16 protein-coding genes are annotated in these 16,653 nt (G+C 71.0%); 5 read left to right on the top strand and 11 right to left on the bottom strand.

Annotated elements, in window-relative coordinates:
- Positions 1 to 30: 30 nt before the first annotated feature.
- The 6 genes from SPOPO_RS0119765 to boxC are packed head-to-tail and all read right to left on the bottom strand — an operon-like array spanning position 31 to position 6,550.
- Positions 31 to 564: a gamma carbonic anhydrase family protein gene (locus SPOPO_RS0119765; RefSeq protein ID WP_019876767.1), complete on the bottom strand. Its 534-nt coding sequence runs from the start codon at positions 562 to 564 to the stop codon at positions 31 to 33.
- Positions 561 to 1,433, bottom strand: a complete 873-nt coding sequence (locus SPOPO_RS0119760; RefSeq protein ID WP_019876766.1) for an amidohydrolase family protein — start codon at positions 1,431 to 1,433, stop codon at positions 561 to 563. The genes SPOPO_RS0119765 and SPOPO_RS0119760 overlap by 4 nt, the downstream gene beginning before the upstream one ends.
- A 9-nt stretch (positions 1,434 to 1,442) precedes the next feature.
- Positions 1,443 to 1,784: a ferredoxin gene (gene fdxA, locus SPOPO_RS0119755; protein WP_019876765.1), complete on the bottom strand. Its 342-nt coding sequence runs from the start codon at positions 1,782 to 1,784 to the stop codon at positions 1,443 to 1,445.
- Between the two features lie 13 nt (positions 1,785 to 1,797).
- The gene (locus SPOPO_RS0119750; RefSeq protein WP_019876764.1) at positions 1,798 to 3,402 is read right to left on the bottom strand and encodes a benzoate-CoA ligase family protein; all 1,605 of its coding nucleotides are present in this window, start codon (positions 3,400 to 3,402) and stop codon (positions 1,798 to 1,800) included.
- A 24-nt stretch (positions 3,403 to 3,426) separates the two neighbouring features.
- On the bottom strand, positions 3,427 to 4,842 hold the full coding sequence (gene boxB / locus SPOPO_RS0119745) for a benzoyl-CoA 2,3-epoxidase subunit BoxB (protein ID WP_019876763.1): 1,416 nt from the start codon (positions 4,840 to 4,842) through the stop codon (positions 3,427 to 3,429).
- Positions 4,843 to 4,861: 19 nt separating this feature from the next.
- Positions 4,862 to 6,550, bottom strand: coding sequence for a 2,3-epoxybenzoyl-CoA dihydrolase (boxC, locus tag SPOPO_RS0119740; protein WP_019876762.1), 1,689 nt, complete (start codon positions 6,548 to 6,550; stop codon positions 4,862 to 4,864).
- Positions 6,551 to 6,671: 121 nt separating this feature from the next.
- Between boxC and SPOPO_RS0119735 the strand changes: the two genes are divergently transcribed.
- The 3 genes from SPOPO_RS0119735 to SPOPO_RS0119725 all read left to right on the top strand — a co-directional run bounded on the left by SPOPO_RS0119735 (position 6,672) and on the right by SPOPO_RS0119725 (position 10,184).
- Entirely contained in the window at positions 6,672 to 8,093 is a 1,422-nt protein-coding gene (locus SPOPO_RS0119735) for an aldehyde dehydrogenase family protein (RefSeq protein WP_019876761.1), read from the top strand.
- 10 nt (positions 8,094 to 8,103) lie between these two features.
- Positions 8,104 to 8,961, top strand: a complete 858-nt coding sequence (locus SPOPO_RS0119730) for a PaaX family transcriptional regulator (protein ID WP_019876760.1) — start codon at positions 8,104 to 8,106, stop codon at positions 8,959 to 8,961.
- An 83-nt stretch (positions 8,962 to 9,044) separates the two neighbouring features.
- Positions 9,045 to 10,184, top strand: a complete 1,140-nt coding sequence (locus SPOPO_RS0119725; RefSeq protein WP_019876759.1) for an acyl-CoA dehydrogenase family protein — start codon at positions 9,045 to 9,047, stop codon at positions 10,182 to 10,184.
- Here SPOPO_RS0119725 and SPOPO_RS0119720 read toward each other — a convergent pair.
- Entirely contained in the window at positions 10,165 to 11,157 is a 993-nt protein-coding gene (locus SPOPO_RS0119720; protein ID WP_019876758.1) for an AraC family transcriptional regulator, read from the bottom strand. The genes SPOPO_RS0119725 and SPOPO_RS0119720 overlap by 20 nt on opposite strands.
- A gap of 270 nt (positions 11,158 to 11,427) precedes the next feature.
- Positions 11,428 to 12,615: a lipid-transfer protein gene (locus tag SPOPO_RS0119715; RefSeq protein WP_019876757.1), complete on the bottom strand. Its 1,188-nt coding sequence runs from the start codon at positions 12,613 to 12,615 to the stop codon at positions 11,428 to 11,430.
- A gap of 90 nt (positions 12,616 to 12,705) precedes the next feature.
- On the opposite strand from SPOPO_RS0119715, the gene SPOPO_RS30655 reads away from it, so the two are divergent.
- Together SPOPO_RS30655 and SPOPO_RS0119705 are read left to right on the top strand one after the other, a co-directional pair.
- A complete protein-coding gene (locus SPOPO_RS30655) occupies positions 12,706 to 13,866 on the top strand; it encodes a TetR/AcrR family transcriptional regulator (RefSeq protein WP_019876756.1) in 1,161 nt (386 codons plus the stop codon).
- A gap of 96 nt (positions 13,867 to 13,962) precedes the next feature.
- On the top strand, positions 13,963 to 14,823 hold the full coding sequence (locus tag SPOPO_RS0119705; protein WP_156870059.1) for a type IV toxin-antitoxin system AbiEi family antitoxin domain-containing protein: 861 nt from the start codon (positions 13,963 to 13,965) through the stop codon (positions 14,821 to 14,823).
- Positions 14,824 to 14,886: 63 nt separating this feature from the next.
- Here the strand turns inward: SPOPO_RS0119705 and SPOPO_RS35305 are convergent, their stop codons facing one another.
- From SPOPO_RS35305 to SPOPO_RS0119695, 3 genes are read right to left on the bottom strand one after another with little or no spacing between them, the layout of a single operon-like run.
- The gene (locus SPOPO_RS35305) at positions 14,887 to 15,198 is read right to left on the bottom strand and encodes an alpha/beta fold hydrolase (protein ID WP_211210928.1); all 312 of its coding nucleotides are present in this window, start codon (positions 15,196 to 15,198) and stop codon (positions 14,887 to 14,889) included.
- A complete protein-coding gene (locus SPOPO_RS35300) occupies positions 15,195 to 15,731 on the bottom strand; it encodes an alpha/beta fold hydrolase (protein WP_211210927.1) in 537 nt (178 codons plus the stop codon). Before SPOPO_RS35300 ends, SPOPO_RS35305 begins: the two co-directional genes overlap by 4 nt.
- Before the next feature lie 4 nt (positions 15,732 to 15,735).
- Positions 15,736 to 16,584, bottom strand: coding sequence for a 3-hydroxyacyl-CoA dehydrogenase family protein (locus SPOPO_RS0119695; RefSeq protein WP_019876754.1), 849 nt, complete (start codon positions 16,582 to 16,584; stop codon positions 15,736 to 15,738).
- Between the last annotated feature and the right edge of the window lie 69 nt (positions 16,585 to 16,653).

Here is a 16,653-nt window from a genome sequence, read left to right as displayed (position 1 = left end):
CCTTTCGCGCGAGTGGTCGCTGAGGGTGCGTCAGTCGAGGCGGCGCAGGTTCTTGGCGAAGTTGGCGCCGTTGTCGACGTAGAAGTCGACGGCGTAGTCGATCCAGTCGCCGTTGTTCTTGCCCTCGGGCAGCGGCCGCAGCTTGGCCGGCACGCCGAGCGCCATGTGGCCGCTGGGCACGACCATGTCCTCGGCCACCAGGGCGGCGGCACCCACGATCGACCCCGGCTCGACGACCGCGCGGTTCAGCACGATCGAACCGGACCCGACCAAGCAGCGGTTGCCGATGCGGCAGCCCTCGAGATGGACGATGTGCCCGACCACGCACTCGTCGCCGACGATCGTCGGCCACTCGTCGGTCGTGTGGACGACGGAGCCGTCCTGGATCGACGTCTTCGCGCCGATCTGGATCAGCCCGTGGTCGCCGCGCAGCACGGCGCCCGGCCAGATCGAGGACTCCGGGCCGAGAACGACGTTGCCGATCACCACCGCCTCGGGCGCGACGTACGCCGACGGGTCGATCTGCGGCGTCAGGTCGCCGAGTGCGTAGATGGCCATGCTCATTCCCCTCCGGAGAGGTCGGCGAGCGCCGGGAAGACCCGTTGCGCGTTGCCGGCCCACACGTTGCGAATCGTCTCCTCGTCCCACCCCAGCGCCGCGACCGCGCGCGCGTTGCGGGCGACGCCGGGCATCCCCGGCCAGTCGGTGCCGAAAATGAACTTGCGCGCCAGGCGCGCGAGGTCGTACTTGGCGTAGTACTCCCCCAGCTTTGACGGCGGCAGCCCGGACAGCTCGATCCAGACGTTGTCCCGGCTCAGCGCCAGGAACGCCGCCGCGTCGTACCACCAGCCGCGCCCGCCGTGGGCGAGCACGAAGTTCAGGTCGGGGAAGTCGCGCAGGACGTCGTCGAGCAGCGTGGGGTCCGCGTACTTGCTGGAGCTGCCGGGGAACGTCGAGGTCCCGCAGTGGATCGTGATCGGGATGTTCGCCTCCCGGCACGCCTGGTACGCCGGGTAGAGCATCGGGTCGTTGACCGCGAAGCCGGCGTGCACCGGGTGTAGCTTGAGCCCGACGGCGCCGAGGTCCACCTGCCGGGCGACCTCGTCCCCGAGCGGGTGGTGCAGGTGCGGATTGACGTTGGCCATCAACCGGAAGCGCGTCGGGTTGTACTTGACCAGCGGCAGGTAGTCCTCGATCGGCTGGATGCCGGTCGCCTTCGGGCTGTACTCCGCGAAGAGCAGCAGCGCGTCGACGCCCTGCTCGGCGAAGTGAGCATCCATCAGTTCCGGGACGGGCGCGCCGTCGTCGTCGAAGAGCGCGGGCCACGGGTTTCTCGCGCCGAACTCCTCCGCCCACTCGACCCACGCCGGCCGGAGCGTGCTCAGCTTCGGGGCGTGGACATGGGCGTCGATCAGCAGGCGTCCGTCGAGCATGCGACCTTCCTACCCGTTCGGGGGCAGGCTCGCGACGAACGGGGTGTCCACCTTGAGGTCCCCGACGTTGTGCGAACCGCCCGGCGACCCGATGGGCTCGTCGCGGCCGGGCAGGACCTCGTAGAAGAACTTGGTGGCGTCGTCGATGTGGGGTTCGTCCTCGGCGTCGAGCATGCGGTCCTGGGCGATCGCCTCGACCGGGCACACGGGCTCGCAGGCGCCGCAGTCGATGCACTCGCGGGGCTGGATGTAGAGCTTGCGGTCACCGACGTAGATGCAGTCGACCGGGCACTCCTCCATGCACGACTTGTCCATGACGTCGATGCAGGCACCGCCGATCACGTAGGGCACGGCAGGGTTCCTCTCACGAAGCTGGGGGCTTGAGCCGGATCAGCGCCTCGTCGCGCACTGCGAAGCGTCGCAGTTTGCCGGTTGCGGTCGTCGGCAGGGTCGCGAATTCCAGAATCGCGCGCGGCCGCTTGAACGCCGCGAGCTCGGCGCGGCAGGCCTCGATCAGCGCGTCGGGGTCGATCGTGTGCCCGGGGGCAGCCACGACGCACGCGACGGGTTTGTCCAGCCCGGCCTCGTCCGGCACCGCGACGACGGCGGCCTGCGCCACCGACGGGTGCTGAAGCAGGCAGGCCTCCACCTCCGCCGGCGAGACCCAGATCCCGCCCGCCTTGATCATGTCGTTGGACCGGCCGAGGCAGACGTAGTTGCCCTCCTCGTCCTGGACGTAGGTGTCGCCCGTCCGCATCCACTCGCCGACGAACGCGTTGCGCGTGGTCTCCGTGCGGCACCAGTAGCCGGTGGTCAGCGACCCGCCGCGGATCTGCAGGTTGCCCGGCGTCCCCGGGGGTACGACGTTGCCCTCGTCGTCGACCAGGCGCAGGTCGTAACCGGGGACGGCGCGGCCCGTCGTCCCCGGCCGGACCTGGCCCGGGTAGTTCGACAGGAAGATGTGCAACGCCTCGGTGGAGCCGATGCCGTCGAGAATGTCGACGCCGAACCGCGAGGTGAACCGGTGGTACAGCTCGGCCGGCAGGGCCTCGCCGGCACTCGTCGCGAGACGGACCCCCGCGAACGTGTCCGCCGGCAGGTCAGCGGCCAGCACCGCGGCGTAGAAGGTGGGGACGCCGTAGAACAGCGTCGGCCGGTGCTCGGCGATCCGCGTCGCCACGGACTGCGGCGTCGGGCGCACCGGGTCGAGCACCGCCGTCGCGCCGACCGAGAGCGGGAACAGGGCGGAGTTCCCGAGCCCGTAGGCGAAGAACAGCTTCGCGACGGAGAAGCAGCGGTCCTCCGGGGTGATGCCGAGGACCTGCTGCCCGTAGTGCTCGGCGACGTACCGGACGCTGCCGTGCCGGTGCATCGCGGCCTTCGGGATGCCCGTCGTCCCGGACGTGTAGAGCCAGAAGGCCGGCGACTCGGTCCAGGTGTCGTAGACCGGCGAGTCCTGGCCCTGCCCGACCCCGACCAGCTCGCTCCACGTCACCTGCGGGCACCACCCACCAGGGGGTGTCACCCTTTCGTCGGGGTTTGCCACCGGGGGGACGTCGTCGGTGACGATCAGCGTCCAGACCGAGGGCACCTTCGCCAGCGCCGACCGGGCGGTGTCGACGAACTCGGGCGAGGTGAACAGCAGCCGGGCGCGGGAGTCGTGGAGCAGTTCGGCGAGCTCGGTGTCGAGGTACATCGTCGAGACCGGGACGGGGACGGCCCCCATCCGCAGCCCGGCGAGGAACATCGCGAGCAGCTCGACGCGGTCCGCGCTGAACAGCACGATCCGTTCCTCGGGCCGCAGACCGAGCTCGGCGAGCCCGGCCGCAGCGGCCTGCACCAGCGTCGCGAGCTCGGCGTACGTGACGTCCCCCGCGGGACCCGTCACCGCGAGGTGGTCCCCCCGACCCGCCTCGACCTGACGGTCCAACAGGTAGACGCCGGCGTTGAAGTTCTCCGCAGCAACCATGCCGACTCCCGTCATCCCGCAGAACTAGGCCAGGTGGACGTACTCGTAGTCGAACGGCTGGCCGTTGATGCCGGACTTCGGCGGGGCCACCCAGCTCGCAATCTTGCCCGGCTCGTAGACCGGCTGCATCAACGAGGCGACGTGGGCCTTGTCGTCGGCATCGGGCAGGTAGTCGTCGACGCGGGCGTCCCACTCCTCCTGGGAGACGACCTTCCCGTCCGGGGTGATCCGGTGCTGGGAGAACGTCCCGACCTGCCGGTTGAACCCGACGTGCGGGAGGGAGAACTGGGTGTCGATGCCGGCGTCGGCGAGGATCGCGTTCCAGCGCTTCACGCCGTTGCTGCAGTCGCTGATGTACTCGTTGCGGAGGTCGACGTTCAGGGCGGTGAGCGCCGGGATCTCCTTCTCCACCAGCCGGTCCCCCTCGATGAACGGGATCGACGCGATCGCGTCGCGGAGCTGGTGGTCGTCGCTGCGCCGCTCCTCCATCCAGCGGCCCTTGAGGCCGGCGGTGAAGTAGTTCGCGACGTTGGTGGAGGTGTCGCCGCCGAACAGGTCGAGCGAGACCGAGTAGTGGAAGTTGATGTACTTCTGGATCACGTCGAGCGGGATGCCGCCGTGGCGGGCGACGTCGTCGGTGTCGTGCTCGCGCATGATCTCCGCGGTCCGGGTGACGACGCGGTCGACGCCGGTGGTGCCCACCATCATGTGGTGGGCCTCCTCCTTCAGCATGAACTCGCAGGTCCGCGACAGCGGGTCGAACGCCGACTCCTTCAGCGTCCCGAGCTGGTACTTGCCGTCCCGGTCCGTGAAGTAGGTGAACATGTAGAACGAGAGCCAGTCCGGCGTCTCCTCGTTGAACGCGCCGAGGATGCGCGGGGCGTCGTCGGAGCCGGAGTTGCGCATCAGGAGCTGCTCGGCCTCCTCGCGGCCGCCACGGCCGAAGTACGCGTGGAGCAGGTAGACCATCGCCCAGAGGTGCCGGCCCTCCTCGACGTTGACCTGGAACAGGTTCCGCAGGTCGTACAGCGACGGGGCGGTCATGCCGAGCTGACGCTGCTGCTCGACGGACGCGGGCTCGGTGTCGCCCTGGATGACGATGAGGCGCTGCAGGTCGGCGCGGTGCTCACCGGGCACCTGCTGCCAGGCCGGTTCGCCCTTGTGGTCGCCGAAGGCGATCGTGCGGTCGGGGTTCCGCTCGGAGAGGAAGATGCCCCACCGGTACTCGGGGAGCGCGACGTGGCCGAAGTGCGCCCACCCCTCGCGGCCGACGTCGACGGCGGTGCGCAGGTAGACGTCCTGGGTCGGCAGCGCCGGGCCCATCTCCTGCCACCAGTCGAGGAACTTCGGTTGCCAGGACTCCAGCGCGCGCTGCAGACGGCGGTCCGAGGCCAGGTCGACGTTGTTCGGGATGCGCTCGGAATAGTCGATCGTGGTCATGCGTCAGACCCCATCTCTCTCAGACTCGCCGCCGGTCGAATACTGCCTTCTGGCCGGTGCCGTACTTGCGCAACGCGCCCTCTTCGCCGACCGCGTTCGGACGGATGAAGATCCAGTTCTGCCACGCCGTCAGACGGGCGAAGATCTTGCTCTCGATCGTCTCGGGACCGACGAAGCGGTGATTCGCCTCCATGCCGGTCAGGGCGTCCGGACTCATCGACGCGCGCTCTTCGAGCGCGATCCGGACGTCGTCCTCCCAGTCGATGTCGTCGAGGGCGTAGGTGATGAGGCCGATCTCCTCGGCCTCGGTGGCGTCGATCGGCTCACCGATCCGTCCGCGGACCGCCGCCAGGCCCTCCTCGTCGCCCCAGAAGCGGGAGTGCAGCCGGCTCAGGCCGTTCCCCATCGGGAACGCGCCGAAGTTGACCTCGGTCACGACCAGCGTCGGAGCGACCTGGGAGTCCGCATCGTCAGCGTCGTTGAAGACGCCGTCGAGCATGTACTGGCGGTCGCACGCGAGCAGGATCTCGAGGAACGGGCCGACGAAGCACGACCCCGGCTCGACGAGGGCGATCAGCGAACGGCTCGTCACGTCGAGGCGTTTGAGCACCCGCTTGTAGAAATGCCGGACCTCGTTGACGAACCAGTCGTCGAGGTGGGCGGCGATCTGCTCCGAGTACGCCAGCAGCTTCGCGGCGTCGCCGGCCGTGCGGAACACCCAGGTGCCCGCCTCGAGCTCGTTGGTGCGCAGCCGCAGGATCGCGTCGTCGAGCTCACGGGTCACGGCCAGCGGGTAGTAGTCGGCGCCCTGGGCGTGGATGCCGGCGACGTCGGCGGGCGGCTCGTCCACCGGACCGCGGACCGTGATCTCGACCCAGCCGTTGGCGCGGTCGATCTTCGCCGAGACGTGGGGATACTCGAGCGCGTCGGCGGTGACCTCGCGCGACAGCGGCGTCAGGGTGATGCCGCGGGCGTCGGCCGGACGGTGCGAGGACTCGGCGCGGGCCAGGGCGCGCTCGCGGACGACGTCGGCGAACTTGCTCCGCGGGATCGAGGCGTCGACGAGTTTCCAGTCGACGGCGGTCTGGCCGCGCATCCCCTCGGCGCGGGTGGCGAAGACGTCGGCGCGGTCCTTGCGGACCTTGCGCTTGTCGACGACGCGCGTGAGGCCACCGGTTCCCGGCAGCACCGCGAGCAGCGGCACCTCGGGCAACGAGACGGCCGACGAGCCGTCGTCGATCAGCAGGATCTCGTCACAGGCCAGCGCGAGCTCGTACCCACCGCCGGCCGCGGTGCCGTTGACGGCGGCGAGGTAGGTCTGGCCCGAGTTCTCGGTGGCGTCCTCGATGCCGTTGCGCGTCTCGTTGGTGAACTTGCAGAAGTTCACCTTCCACGGGTGGGACGACTGCGCCAGCATCCGGATGTTCGCTCCCGCACAGAAGACCTTGTCGAGCCCTCCGGTGATCACGACCGACCGCACCTCGGGGTGCTCGAACCGCAGCCGCTGGATCGCGTCGTGCAGCTCGATGTCGACACCGAGGTCGTAGGAGTTCAGCTTGAGGTCGTAGCCGGGGACGAGGCCGCCGTCCTCCGCCGTGCGCAGCTCGAGGGTCGCGATCGGCCCGTCGAACTTCAGCGCGAGGTGCCGGTACGAGTCCGGGCTGGCGTCGAAGGAGACGACCGGGGGCTGTGTATCCGCGTTCGACATGGCAATGTCCTAGGGCAGAGGACGGGCGTCGTCCTATTGTTGACATAGATCCGGCGCGCCGTCAATAAGTTGTAGAGTATCGAGCCAGAACCGGCCACACCCGAAGCCCTCAGGAGGCACCGTGCGGACCTACGAGAACCTCTACCTCGACGGCGCCTGGGTAGCCCCGACCGTCGCCGCTCCGCCGACGCCGGTCCACAGCGCGGCCGACGGCTCCGTCGTGGCCACGGTTCCCGCGGGCAGCCCCGCCGACATCGACGCGGCCGTCAGCGCCGCCCGCCGGGCCTTCGAGAGCTGGTCGCAGACGACGCCGGCCGAGCGCGCCGCGCTTCTCACGGCCATCGCGGACGCCCTGGAGGCCCGCGCCGACGAGCTCGCCGAGATCACCGCCGTCGAGGTCGGGATGCCCCGCAAGCTCGCGCGCCGCGTGCAGATCGGCGGGCCGCTGACGGTCCTGCGCAGCTACGCGGACCTGCTCGGCACGTACGAGTTCACCAAGGAGGTCAACAACTCCCTGGTGGTGAAGGAGCCGGCCGGTGTGGTCGGCGCGATCACGCCGTGGAACTACCCGCTGAACCAGGTGATCGCGAAGGTCGGCCCGGCGCTCGCGGCCGGCTGCACGATCGTCCTCAAGCCCTCGGACGAGGCCCCCTCCCCCGTGTTCGCCTTCGCCGAGGCGTGCCAGACGGCCGGGCTACCCGCGGGCGTGTTCAACCTCGTCTCCGGCGGCGACGAGGTCGGCAAGGCGCTCGCGTCCCACGCGGACGTCGACGTCGTGTCCTTCACCGGCTCGACCGCCGCGGGATCGTCGGTGGCCCAGGCCGCGGGGCGGCACATCAACCGGGTCGCGCTCGAGCTCGGCGGCAAGTCGGCGAACGTCATCCTCGACGACGCGGACCTGGAGAAGGCCGTCACCGCCGGCGTCAACAACGCGATGCTGAACTCGGGTCAGACGTGCGCCGCGTGGACGCGCATGCTGGTCCCGGCCTCCCGGCACGACGAGGCCGTCGAGATCGCCCAGCGCGCCCTCGCGAAGCTGACGCTGGGTCACCCACTGGAGGAGACGACGCGCCTCGGCCCGCTGGCGTCGGCGGAGCAGCAGACGCGCGTGCGGTCCTACATCGAGGTCGGGGTCGCCGAGGGCGCCCGGCTCGTCGCCGGCGGTCCCGAGGTGCCGGCCGACGTCCCCGAGGGCGGCTACTACGTCCAGCCGACGATCTTCGCCGACGTGAAGCCGAGCATGCGGATCGCGCGCGAGGAGATCTTCGGCCCGGTCCTGTCGATCATGCCGTACAGCGACGAGGAGGAGGCCGTGGCGATCGCGAACGACACCGACTACGGCCTGCACGGCGCGGTGTGGTCGGCCGACTCCGAGCGCGCCCTGCGCGTCGCGCGGCGGCTGCGCACCGGCCAGGTCGACGTGAACGGCGGCGCCTGGAACCCGCTCGCTCCGTTCGGCGGTTACAAGAAGTCCGGGCTCGGCCGCGAGTACGGCGAGGCGGGCCTCGACGAGTACCTGGAGATCAAGTCCATCCAGCGGTGAAAGTGCTTGGATGGCGTCGATGAACGCCATGCCCGCCACCCCGGTGCTCTCGCGCCGGCACAGCGTCAGTCCGCGCAGCGCCCGCTCGCTGCTGCTGACCGTGCTCGGCGAACTGGTACTGCCCAGCAAGCGCCCGGTCTGGACGTCAGCGCTGCTGCACGTCCTGGCCGGGCTGGACGTCGAGGAGAAGTCCGCGCGGCAGGCGATCGCGCGGACCGCCTCGGACGGCTGGATCTCCTCCGAGCGCGACGGCCGGCGGGTCCGGTGGGTGCTCGCGCCCCCGGGGCGGAGGCTGCTGACCGAGGGCGCGGAGCGCATCTACTCCGTCGGCAACCGGCAGCGGGCCTGGGACGGACGCTGGCTCGTGGTGATGGCTTCGGTGCCCGAGTCGCAGCGCAAGCTCCGGCACAAGCTGCAGACGCGGCTCGCGTGGGCCGGCCTCGGCAACCCCGTCGGCGGCATGTGGGTCAGCCCGCACCCGGAGCGGGCCGAGGAGGTCCGGCGGATCATCTCCGATCTCGGCCTCGAGGGCTCGGCGCTCTCCTTCGTGGGCCCGTTCGGCGAGATCGGGTCCGAGCGCTCCCTGGTCAGCCGCGCGTGGGACCTGGCGCAGGTCGGGGAGCACTACGAGCAGTTCCTCGCGATGGTGGCCGCCGACCGGTCCCCCGCGCCCGGTGACGAGACGCTGTTCGCGCAGGTTCGGCTCGTGCACGAGTGGCGCCGCTTCCCGTTCCTGGATCCGCAGCTGCCGGACTCGCTGCTCCCCACCAAGTGGATCGGCCACCGCGCCAAAGCGGTCTTCGACGCCAAGCACGACGCCTGGGCCCCCGGCGCTCGCGCCCGCTGGGCGGAGCTCACGGCGGATTGACGCCGGTCACGTTGCGCCATATGTGAATACCGCCTAGTCTTCCAAGTGAATCCGTATTAGGCATGGACGCTTGGAGAGCCGCCGTGACTTACCCCTGGGCCGACGACGAGACCCTCGCGCTGATGGACATGGCGAGGAAGTTCTTCCTCACCGAGTCGGTTCCGCACCGCGAGAAGGCCGAGGCCAACAAGCACGTCGACCGGGAGCTGTGGCGCAAGGCCGGCTCGGTCGGGCTGCTCTGCGCGGGCATCTCCGAGGAGTACGGCGGCGGGGGCGGCACGCTCGCCCACGAGTTCGCGATCCTCACGGCCCAGGCGTCGACCGGCGACACGGGCTTCGGCAACTCGGTCCACACCGGCATCTGCGCGCACTACATCGACGCCTACGGCACCGAGGAGCAGAAGCAGCGCTGGCTGCCCGGCATGGCCTCCGGTGACCTCGTCGCCGCGATCGCGATGACCGAGCCCGGCTGCGGCTCGGACCTCAAGGCGCTGCGCACCACCGCGATCCAGGACGGCGACGAGTACGTTCTCAACGGCAGCAAGACCTTCATCACGAACGGCGGCCAGGCCGACCTCGTCATCGTCGTCTGCAAGACCGACCCGGCCGCGCCGGGCGTCTCCGGCGTCTCGCTGGTCGTCGTCGAGACTCAGGATCAGCCGGGCTACTCGGTCGGCCGCCTGCTCGACAAGATGGGCATGCACGCCTCCGACACCGCCGAGCTGTTCTTCGACAACGTCCGCGTGCCGGTGACGAACCTGCTCGGCCAGGCCGGGCGCGGCTTTCACCAGACGATGCAGCAGCTCCCGCAGGAGCGGCTGATCCTCGCCGTCATCGGTGTCGCGGTGATGGAGGCCGCGCTGGCCGAGACCGTCGAGCACACCAAGAATCGCGAGGCCTTCGGCGGCACGCTGTTCGACCTGCAGAACACCCGCTTCGTCCTCGCCGAGTGCGCGACGCTCGCCAAGGTCGCCCGGACGTTCGTCGACGACTGCGTCGTCAAGCACTGCCGCGGCGAGCTCGACAACTCCACCGCCTCGATGGCCAAGTGGTGGGTGACGGAGACTCAGGGCCAGGTCGTGGACAAGTGCCAGCAGCTCTTCGGCGGCTACGGCTTCATGTGGGAGTACCCCATCACCCGCATGGCGGCCGACGGTCGCGTCCAGCGCATCTACGGCGGCGCGAACGAGTTGATGAAGGAGCTCATCGCGCGGTCGCTCTGACGACCCCTCGGCTGGGCGGGTACCCCGTCCAGCTGCGGTACGCGCGGGAGAAGTGCGCGGTGTCCGAGTAACCGAGCTCGACGGCCGTGCTGGTCACACTGTGGCCGGCCGCCAGCAGCTCGTCCGCCCGTCGGTGGAGCGTGCGCCGCAGCAGGGAGTCGAACGACTCCCCGGCTGCGGCCAGCCGGCGCTGCAACGTCCGCGGCGTCGTCTCCAGCCGCTCGGCGAGGTCCTTGAGCGTCGGGCGGCCCTCGAGCAGCGCAGCGTCGAGCAGTCGCTCCGCGCAGGCGACGAGGTCGTCGGTCCGGGGCACCGGGTCCTCCACGGGTCCGTCGTCGGGAGCGGTCCGGCCGGGGTTGACCAGGGACAGCACGGGGACACCGAAGACGATCCCCGCGACCTCGCCGGGCACGACCTCGCAGCGGAACGCCTCCGACGCCGCCGTGCAGACCGGCCGCCGGGCTGCAGGGAGGTCGATGCGCACCGGCTTCCACCGCGCGCCCGCGAACCCGCGCAGCATGCTCAGCTGGTACCCGAGCGCGAGCAGTTCGTTCTGCTGCCGCCCGAGCTCGACCCGCTCGGTCACGCGGTAGCACCACTTGATCTGACGCCCGGTCCGTTCGACCCAGGTCGCGGTGGCGGACTGCAGGTCGACGGCGATCGTGGTGTGAATCCGGGCGATGGCCTCCGCGACGGTCCGGCTCCGGGAGATGCGGCGCGCGTAGCCGCCGAGGCCGCTGAACCCGACCTCGGCCGACAGCCGCGCCCCGAAGCCGTCGTCGCCCACGGACCGCGCGGCTGCCTCGATCAGCCGGAGCTGATCGCGCAGCAGGATCAGCCGCTCCGGCTCCTCCGCGAGCCGCGGCGAGAGGCCGAGGTGCCGGAACAGCGGGTCGGGCCGCCCGCCGCTGCGGCGCACGAGGTCCGCGACGGGTCCCATCGTCGCCGCCCGTGTCAGCCCGCGCGCCTCCATGCCCGCAGTCTCGCCGCGACCGGGCCGTCCGTCACCCTCCTCGCCCGGAACTGGCGCCAGATGGCAAGCGCGCCCGTCCCGGCCCGCCTAACGTGCGCCGCCGACGGCCGCCGGCGGTCGACGTCGTCCTTGGTGGCCCGACCTCGACCGCTCGTCACCGACGTGGCCTCGGCTCCCGTCCCGGGGAGCCGAGGCCACGGCGGATGTAAAGAAAGGGTGACACCCCTTACTGCGCAGTAAGGGGTGTCACCCTTTTTTCGCACGCCGGGGTCAGGCGACCTTCTCGTAGAGGGAGACGACGGCGGCGCCGCCGAGGCCGAGGTTGTGCTGGAGGGCGACGTTCACGCCCTCGACCTGGCGGGGGCCGGCCTCGCCGCGGAGCTGCCAGACGAGCTCGGCGCACTGGGCGAGCCCGGTCGCGCCGAGGGGGTGTCCCTTGGAGAGCAGGCCGCCCGACGGGTTCGTGACGACCCGCCCGCCGTAGGTGTTGTCGCCGTCGAGGATGAACTTCTCCGCGGTGCCCTCGGGCGTCAGACGCAACGCCTCGTAGGTGAGCAGCTCGTTGGTGGTGAAGCAGTCGTGGAGCTCGACGACGCGGATGTCCTCGGGCGCGACGCCGGCGGTCTCGTAGACCTGGTCCGCGGCCTCGCGGGCCATGTCGAACCCGACCAGGCGCATCAGGTCGGTCTCGAACGAGGACGGCCGGTCGGTGGTCATCGCCTGGGCGCTGATCTGGACGTTCGCGCGCAGGCCGTGCTTGGCCGCGTACGCCGGGCTGACGAGCACCGCGGCGGCCGCGCCGCAGGTGGGCGGGCAGCACTGAAGGCGCGTCAGCGGGCCGTAGATCTGGGGCGAGCCCAGGACGTCGTCGAGGGAAATCGGGTCGCGGAACACCGAGTACGGGTTGTTGGCCGCGTGGGTGCGGGCCTTGACCGCGATACGCGCGAAGACGTCGTCACCGAGGCCGTACTTCTCGCGGTAGGCCTCGCCGGCGCCGCCGAAGTAGCGCGGCGCGAGCGGGGTGTTCTCCGGCGCCGGGCCCTGAACGCGGTTGAGGGTCTCGTCGAAGCGGCCGAACGGCGAGGGCCGGTCGTCCCAGTGCGAACCGAGCGCGCCGCGCTGCATCTGCTCGAACCCGAGCGCCAGCACGACGTCCGCCGCGCCGGACTCGACGGCCTGGCGGGCGAGCCACAGCGCCGAGGAACCCGTCGAGCAGTTGTTGTTGACGTTGACGACCGGGATGCCCGTCAGGCCGACGTTGTACAGCGCGTTCTGCCCACAGGTCGAGTCGCCGTAGACGTAGCCGACGTAGGCCTGCTGGATCGCGTCGTAGTCGACCCCGGCGTCGGACAGCGCCGCCTTCACGGCTCCGGTCGCCAGCACGTCGTAGGGCGCTGCCTTGCTCGGCGTCGCGAAGGGCACCATGCCCACGCCGGCAATCCGTGCCTTGCCGCTCATACCGGAGCCTCCGTTGGCTAGTATTGATTCACTTAGGATCGTGATCCTAGGTGTCCGGCGACCAGGTTCCAAGGGGGTGCGGCGTTGTCCTTGAGCGCGACCCCACCGCCCCGCGGCACCCGTCCGCGCAACCGGCGGGCCCTGATCCGGGACGCCGCCACCGAGCTGTTCGCCCAGCGCGGCTACGCCAACGTGGCGGTCTCCGACATCGCCGCGGCGGTCAACGTCGGGGCGTCCGCGGTCTACCGGCACTACGCCGGCAAGGCCGACCTGCTCTTCGACGCGATCGACACCGCCCTCGAGACGACGCTCGGCGCGCTGCCCACCGACGACGCCGCAGACCTCTCGCAGATCGCCGCCGTTCTCGCCCGCGCGACGCTCGACACCCGCGAAGCCGGGGTGCTGATGCAGCGGGAGTCCCGCAACCTCTCCCCTGACGCCGCCGCGCAGATCCGCAAGAAGCGCGTGCAGATCTCGGGCTGGCTGACGACGGAGATCGCCGCCCGTCGCCCCGAGCTGACGACCGAGCAGGCCGAGCTCCTCGGCGTCTGCGCCTCCGACACGCTGACGAGCATCTCGTTCCATCGGCAGGTGCTGCCGCGTCCGGCGTTCGACGACCTGCTCACCGACCTCGCGACGCGGATCCTGCGGATGGACCCGCCGGCCGACACCACCCGCGAGACCCGCGCCCGCCGCCCGAAGCCGGCGACCCGGGCCGACGAGATCCTCGACGCCGCCACCGACCTGTTCGCCGAGCGCGGCTACGCCGAGGTGAGCATCGACGACATCGGCGCCGCCGTCGGCATCGCGGGCCCGAGCGTCTACAACCACTTCGCGAGCAAGCAGGACATCCTCGTCGACGCCCTCGCCCGCGGCCTCCGCGGCCTCCGCGCCGCCATGGACACCGCCCGCGACGAGGGCCGCACCCCCGCCGAGGTGCTGCGCCATCTCTCCGACGCCTACGTGGATCTGACGCTGGATCACCCCAGCCTCGTCACCGCGATGATTACCGAGCTGATCCACCTCGGCGGCGAGGCCCGCGCCGCCGAGGCCCGCCAGATGCAGCGCGAATTCATCCAGGACTGGGTCGCTCTCGCCGGCGCCCACCACCCCGACGACCCCGTCGTCACCCGCATCAAGGTCCAGGCCGCCCAGATGATGGCCAACGACGTCGCCCGCACCCCCCGGCTCCGCCGCATCCCCGGCCTCCGCGCCACCGCCCGCGACGCCGCCTGGCTCCTCCAGCAATAGCCGCCTGGTCCACGAGCCGGTTGTCCACAACTCCCGTTGTCCACAGCGCGGCGCGCACGCCCAGCACAGCGGGCGGATCTGCACGAAGCTCCGGCCGTGGACATCGAGGCAGTGCTCGCGACCCGGCAGGGTGTAGCGCGGCGGGCTGACCTGCGGGCCGCGGGGGTGAGCGACCGGGAAACGGCTCGCGCGGTGGCCGACGGACGCGTGCTCCGGGTGGGCGTCGGCGGGTACGCGCTACCCCAGGCCGACCCAGCCCTGGTCGCGGCGGTGGCCGTCGCCGGCGTCGCGTCCCACGCCAGCGCGGCGCGGCTGCACGGATGGGACCTGCACCGCGATCCCAAGCTGCATCACGTCACCGTCTCTCGCGGGCACATGAAAGCGAACTGGCCAGGGGCGCACGTCCATCACGCCGAGTTGGCGCCCGAGGACCGCGGCCTCCGCGTCCCGGTCACCAGCGTCGACCGGACCCTGCTGGACTGCGGCCGCTCTCTGCCCTTGCTCGACGCCGCGGTCATCCTCGACAGTGCGGTCCGTCGGCGCGATGCGACGATCGCCCGTCTCCACAAGCTCGCCGGCGCTACCCGCGGCCCGGGGTCAGCGGTCTTCCGCCGAGCCGTGGCACATGTGGACGAACTCAACGGATCGCCGCTGGAGACCCGGCTTCGCCTGTTGCTGTCGCTGCTGCCGGCGGAGGTCCGCACCCAGGTCTTCATCCCGGACGTGGGCTGGGTCGACTTCCTGCTCGACGGATGGCTGGCGATCGAGGTCGACGGCTTCGAGTTCCACGCGGACCGCCGCTCGTACCGCAACGATCGGCGCCGGGGGAACGTGCTCGCGGCCGGTGGCTACGTCCTGCTGCGGTTCAGCTGGGAGGACGTGCGACTGGAGCCGGCGCGGGTACTCACGCAGATCGCAGGGGTCCTGGCCCGCGGCCCGTGGACCAGGCATGCCTAATGCAACGTCAGATGCGTGCGGGGCGGCTCCGGTGTCCCACGCGTTGCAATCGGCATGCCTGCTTCACACCTGGGAGGCGAGGAACTCCTGGACGAGGGCGGCGAACTCGGGGGCGCGTTCGATCTGGGGCATGTGGCCGGTGTCGGGGAACAGGTGGGACCGGGCGTCGGGGAAGGCGCGCTTGGCGGTCTCGAGGTGACGGTGGGGCAGGATCTTGTCCCGGTCGCCCCAGACGATGAGCATCGGCTTCGGGTGCTTGCGGGCGGCGATCAGCAGGTCGCGGCGCCAACCCTGGTCGACGCCGCGGATCGTGCCGAGACCGAGCGCGGTCTCGGCCAGGAAGGCGGCGGCGTCGGGCTCCCGGCCGAGCTTCAACGCGTGGTCGATGCGCTCCGGGGTCGCGTACAGCGGTCGTGGTAGAGCGCGCGCTCGATCAGGCGGGCCGAGGCGCGGGTGGGCCGGCGCAGCATCTGCTTGCCGAGCCCGGGGACGGCGAGCATCCGCAGCAGGTACGTGACCTCACGGCCGAAGCCGCCGCTGTTCACCAGCACGACGGACGCGACGCGGTCCGGCGCGGCCCCGAGGACGCCGAGGGAGACCGCCCCGCCGAGGGAGTTCCCGATCAGGTGGACCGGGCGCGACTCCCCCAGCGCGTCGAGCGTCTCCAGCACGCCCGCGGCGAACGACGGCAGCGACGAGGGCTCCGGCCGCCGCTGGGAGTACCCGAAACCGGGCAGGTCCAGCGCGATCAGCCGGTTGCTGGACCGCAGCAGCTCGAACTGCGGGTCCCAGTCCTCCAGCGAGCGCCCGATGCCGTGCAGGAGCACCACCGGCCGCCCGGCCGGGTCGCCGGAGAGGCGGACCCGGGTGCGGCGGCCGGCAACGTCGACGAACTCGGGCGCGGCCACGAGGTCAGCTCCAGTCGTAGAAGCCCTTGCCGGACTTCTTGCCGAGCTCGCCGGCGGCGACCTTGTCGATCAGGATCTGCGGCGGCTCGAACCGCGGGCCGAGGTCCTTGGACAGGTTCCGCGCGATGTCGAGCCGGACGTCCAGGCCGACCAGATCGGTCAGGCGCAGCGGACCCATCGGGTGCTTGTAGCCCAGCTCCATCGCCTTGTCGATGTCCTCGGCCGAGGCGACACCCTCCTCGAGCATCCGCATGCCCTCCAGGCCGATCGCGACGCCGAGGCGAGAGGTGGCGAAGCCCGGCATGTTCCTCACGACGATCGGCTCCTTGCCGATCCGGACCGCCAGCGCCCGCGCGGACTCCAGCACGGCCGGATCGGTCCGCTCACCGCGGACGATCTCCAGCAGCGGCATCACCCAGACGGGGTTGAAGAAGTGCAGACCGAGGAACCGCTCGGGCCGGGTCAGCACCGTCGCGAGCTCGTCGATCGAGAGCCCGGAGGTGTTCGTCGCGAGGATCGCCGGCGCGCAGTGGGTCTCGATGCGCGGGAGCAGGTCCTTCTTCAGCTCCATCCGCTCCGGGACGGCCTCCACGACCAGCTCCGCGGTCCCGGCCGGCAGGTCCTCCACCGCCGCGACGACCGAGATCCGCCCGATCAGGTCCTTGGCCGCGTCCTCGGAGAGCTTGCCCCGCTTCACCGCCGACTCGGCCACCCCGGTCAGTGTCGCGACCGCGTTCGCGGCCCGGCCCGCGTCCGGCTCCACCAGGATCGCCGTGTCCCCGGCCGCCGCCAGGACGTAGGCGATGCCCAGCCCCATCGTCCCGGCCCCGATCACCGCGCTGTACTCGCCCATGCCCGGCGCACTCCCGTCGCTGTCAGGATTCGTCTGCGCACAGCCAACCCGATCGCGCGAGGCAACCCT

The sequence above is a fragment of the Sporichthya polymorpha DSM 43042 genome (genome assembly GCF_000384115.1).
In the GTDB taxonomy this organism is placed as follows: domain Bacteria; phylum Actinomycetota; class Actinomycetes; order Sporichthyales; family Sporichthyaceae; genus Sporichthya; species Sporichthya polymorpha.
Note: the sequence above shows the minus strand (reverse complement) of the source record. Positions and strands in the feature narration are given on the sequence as shown.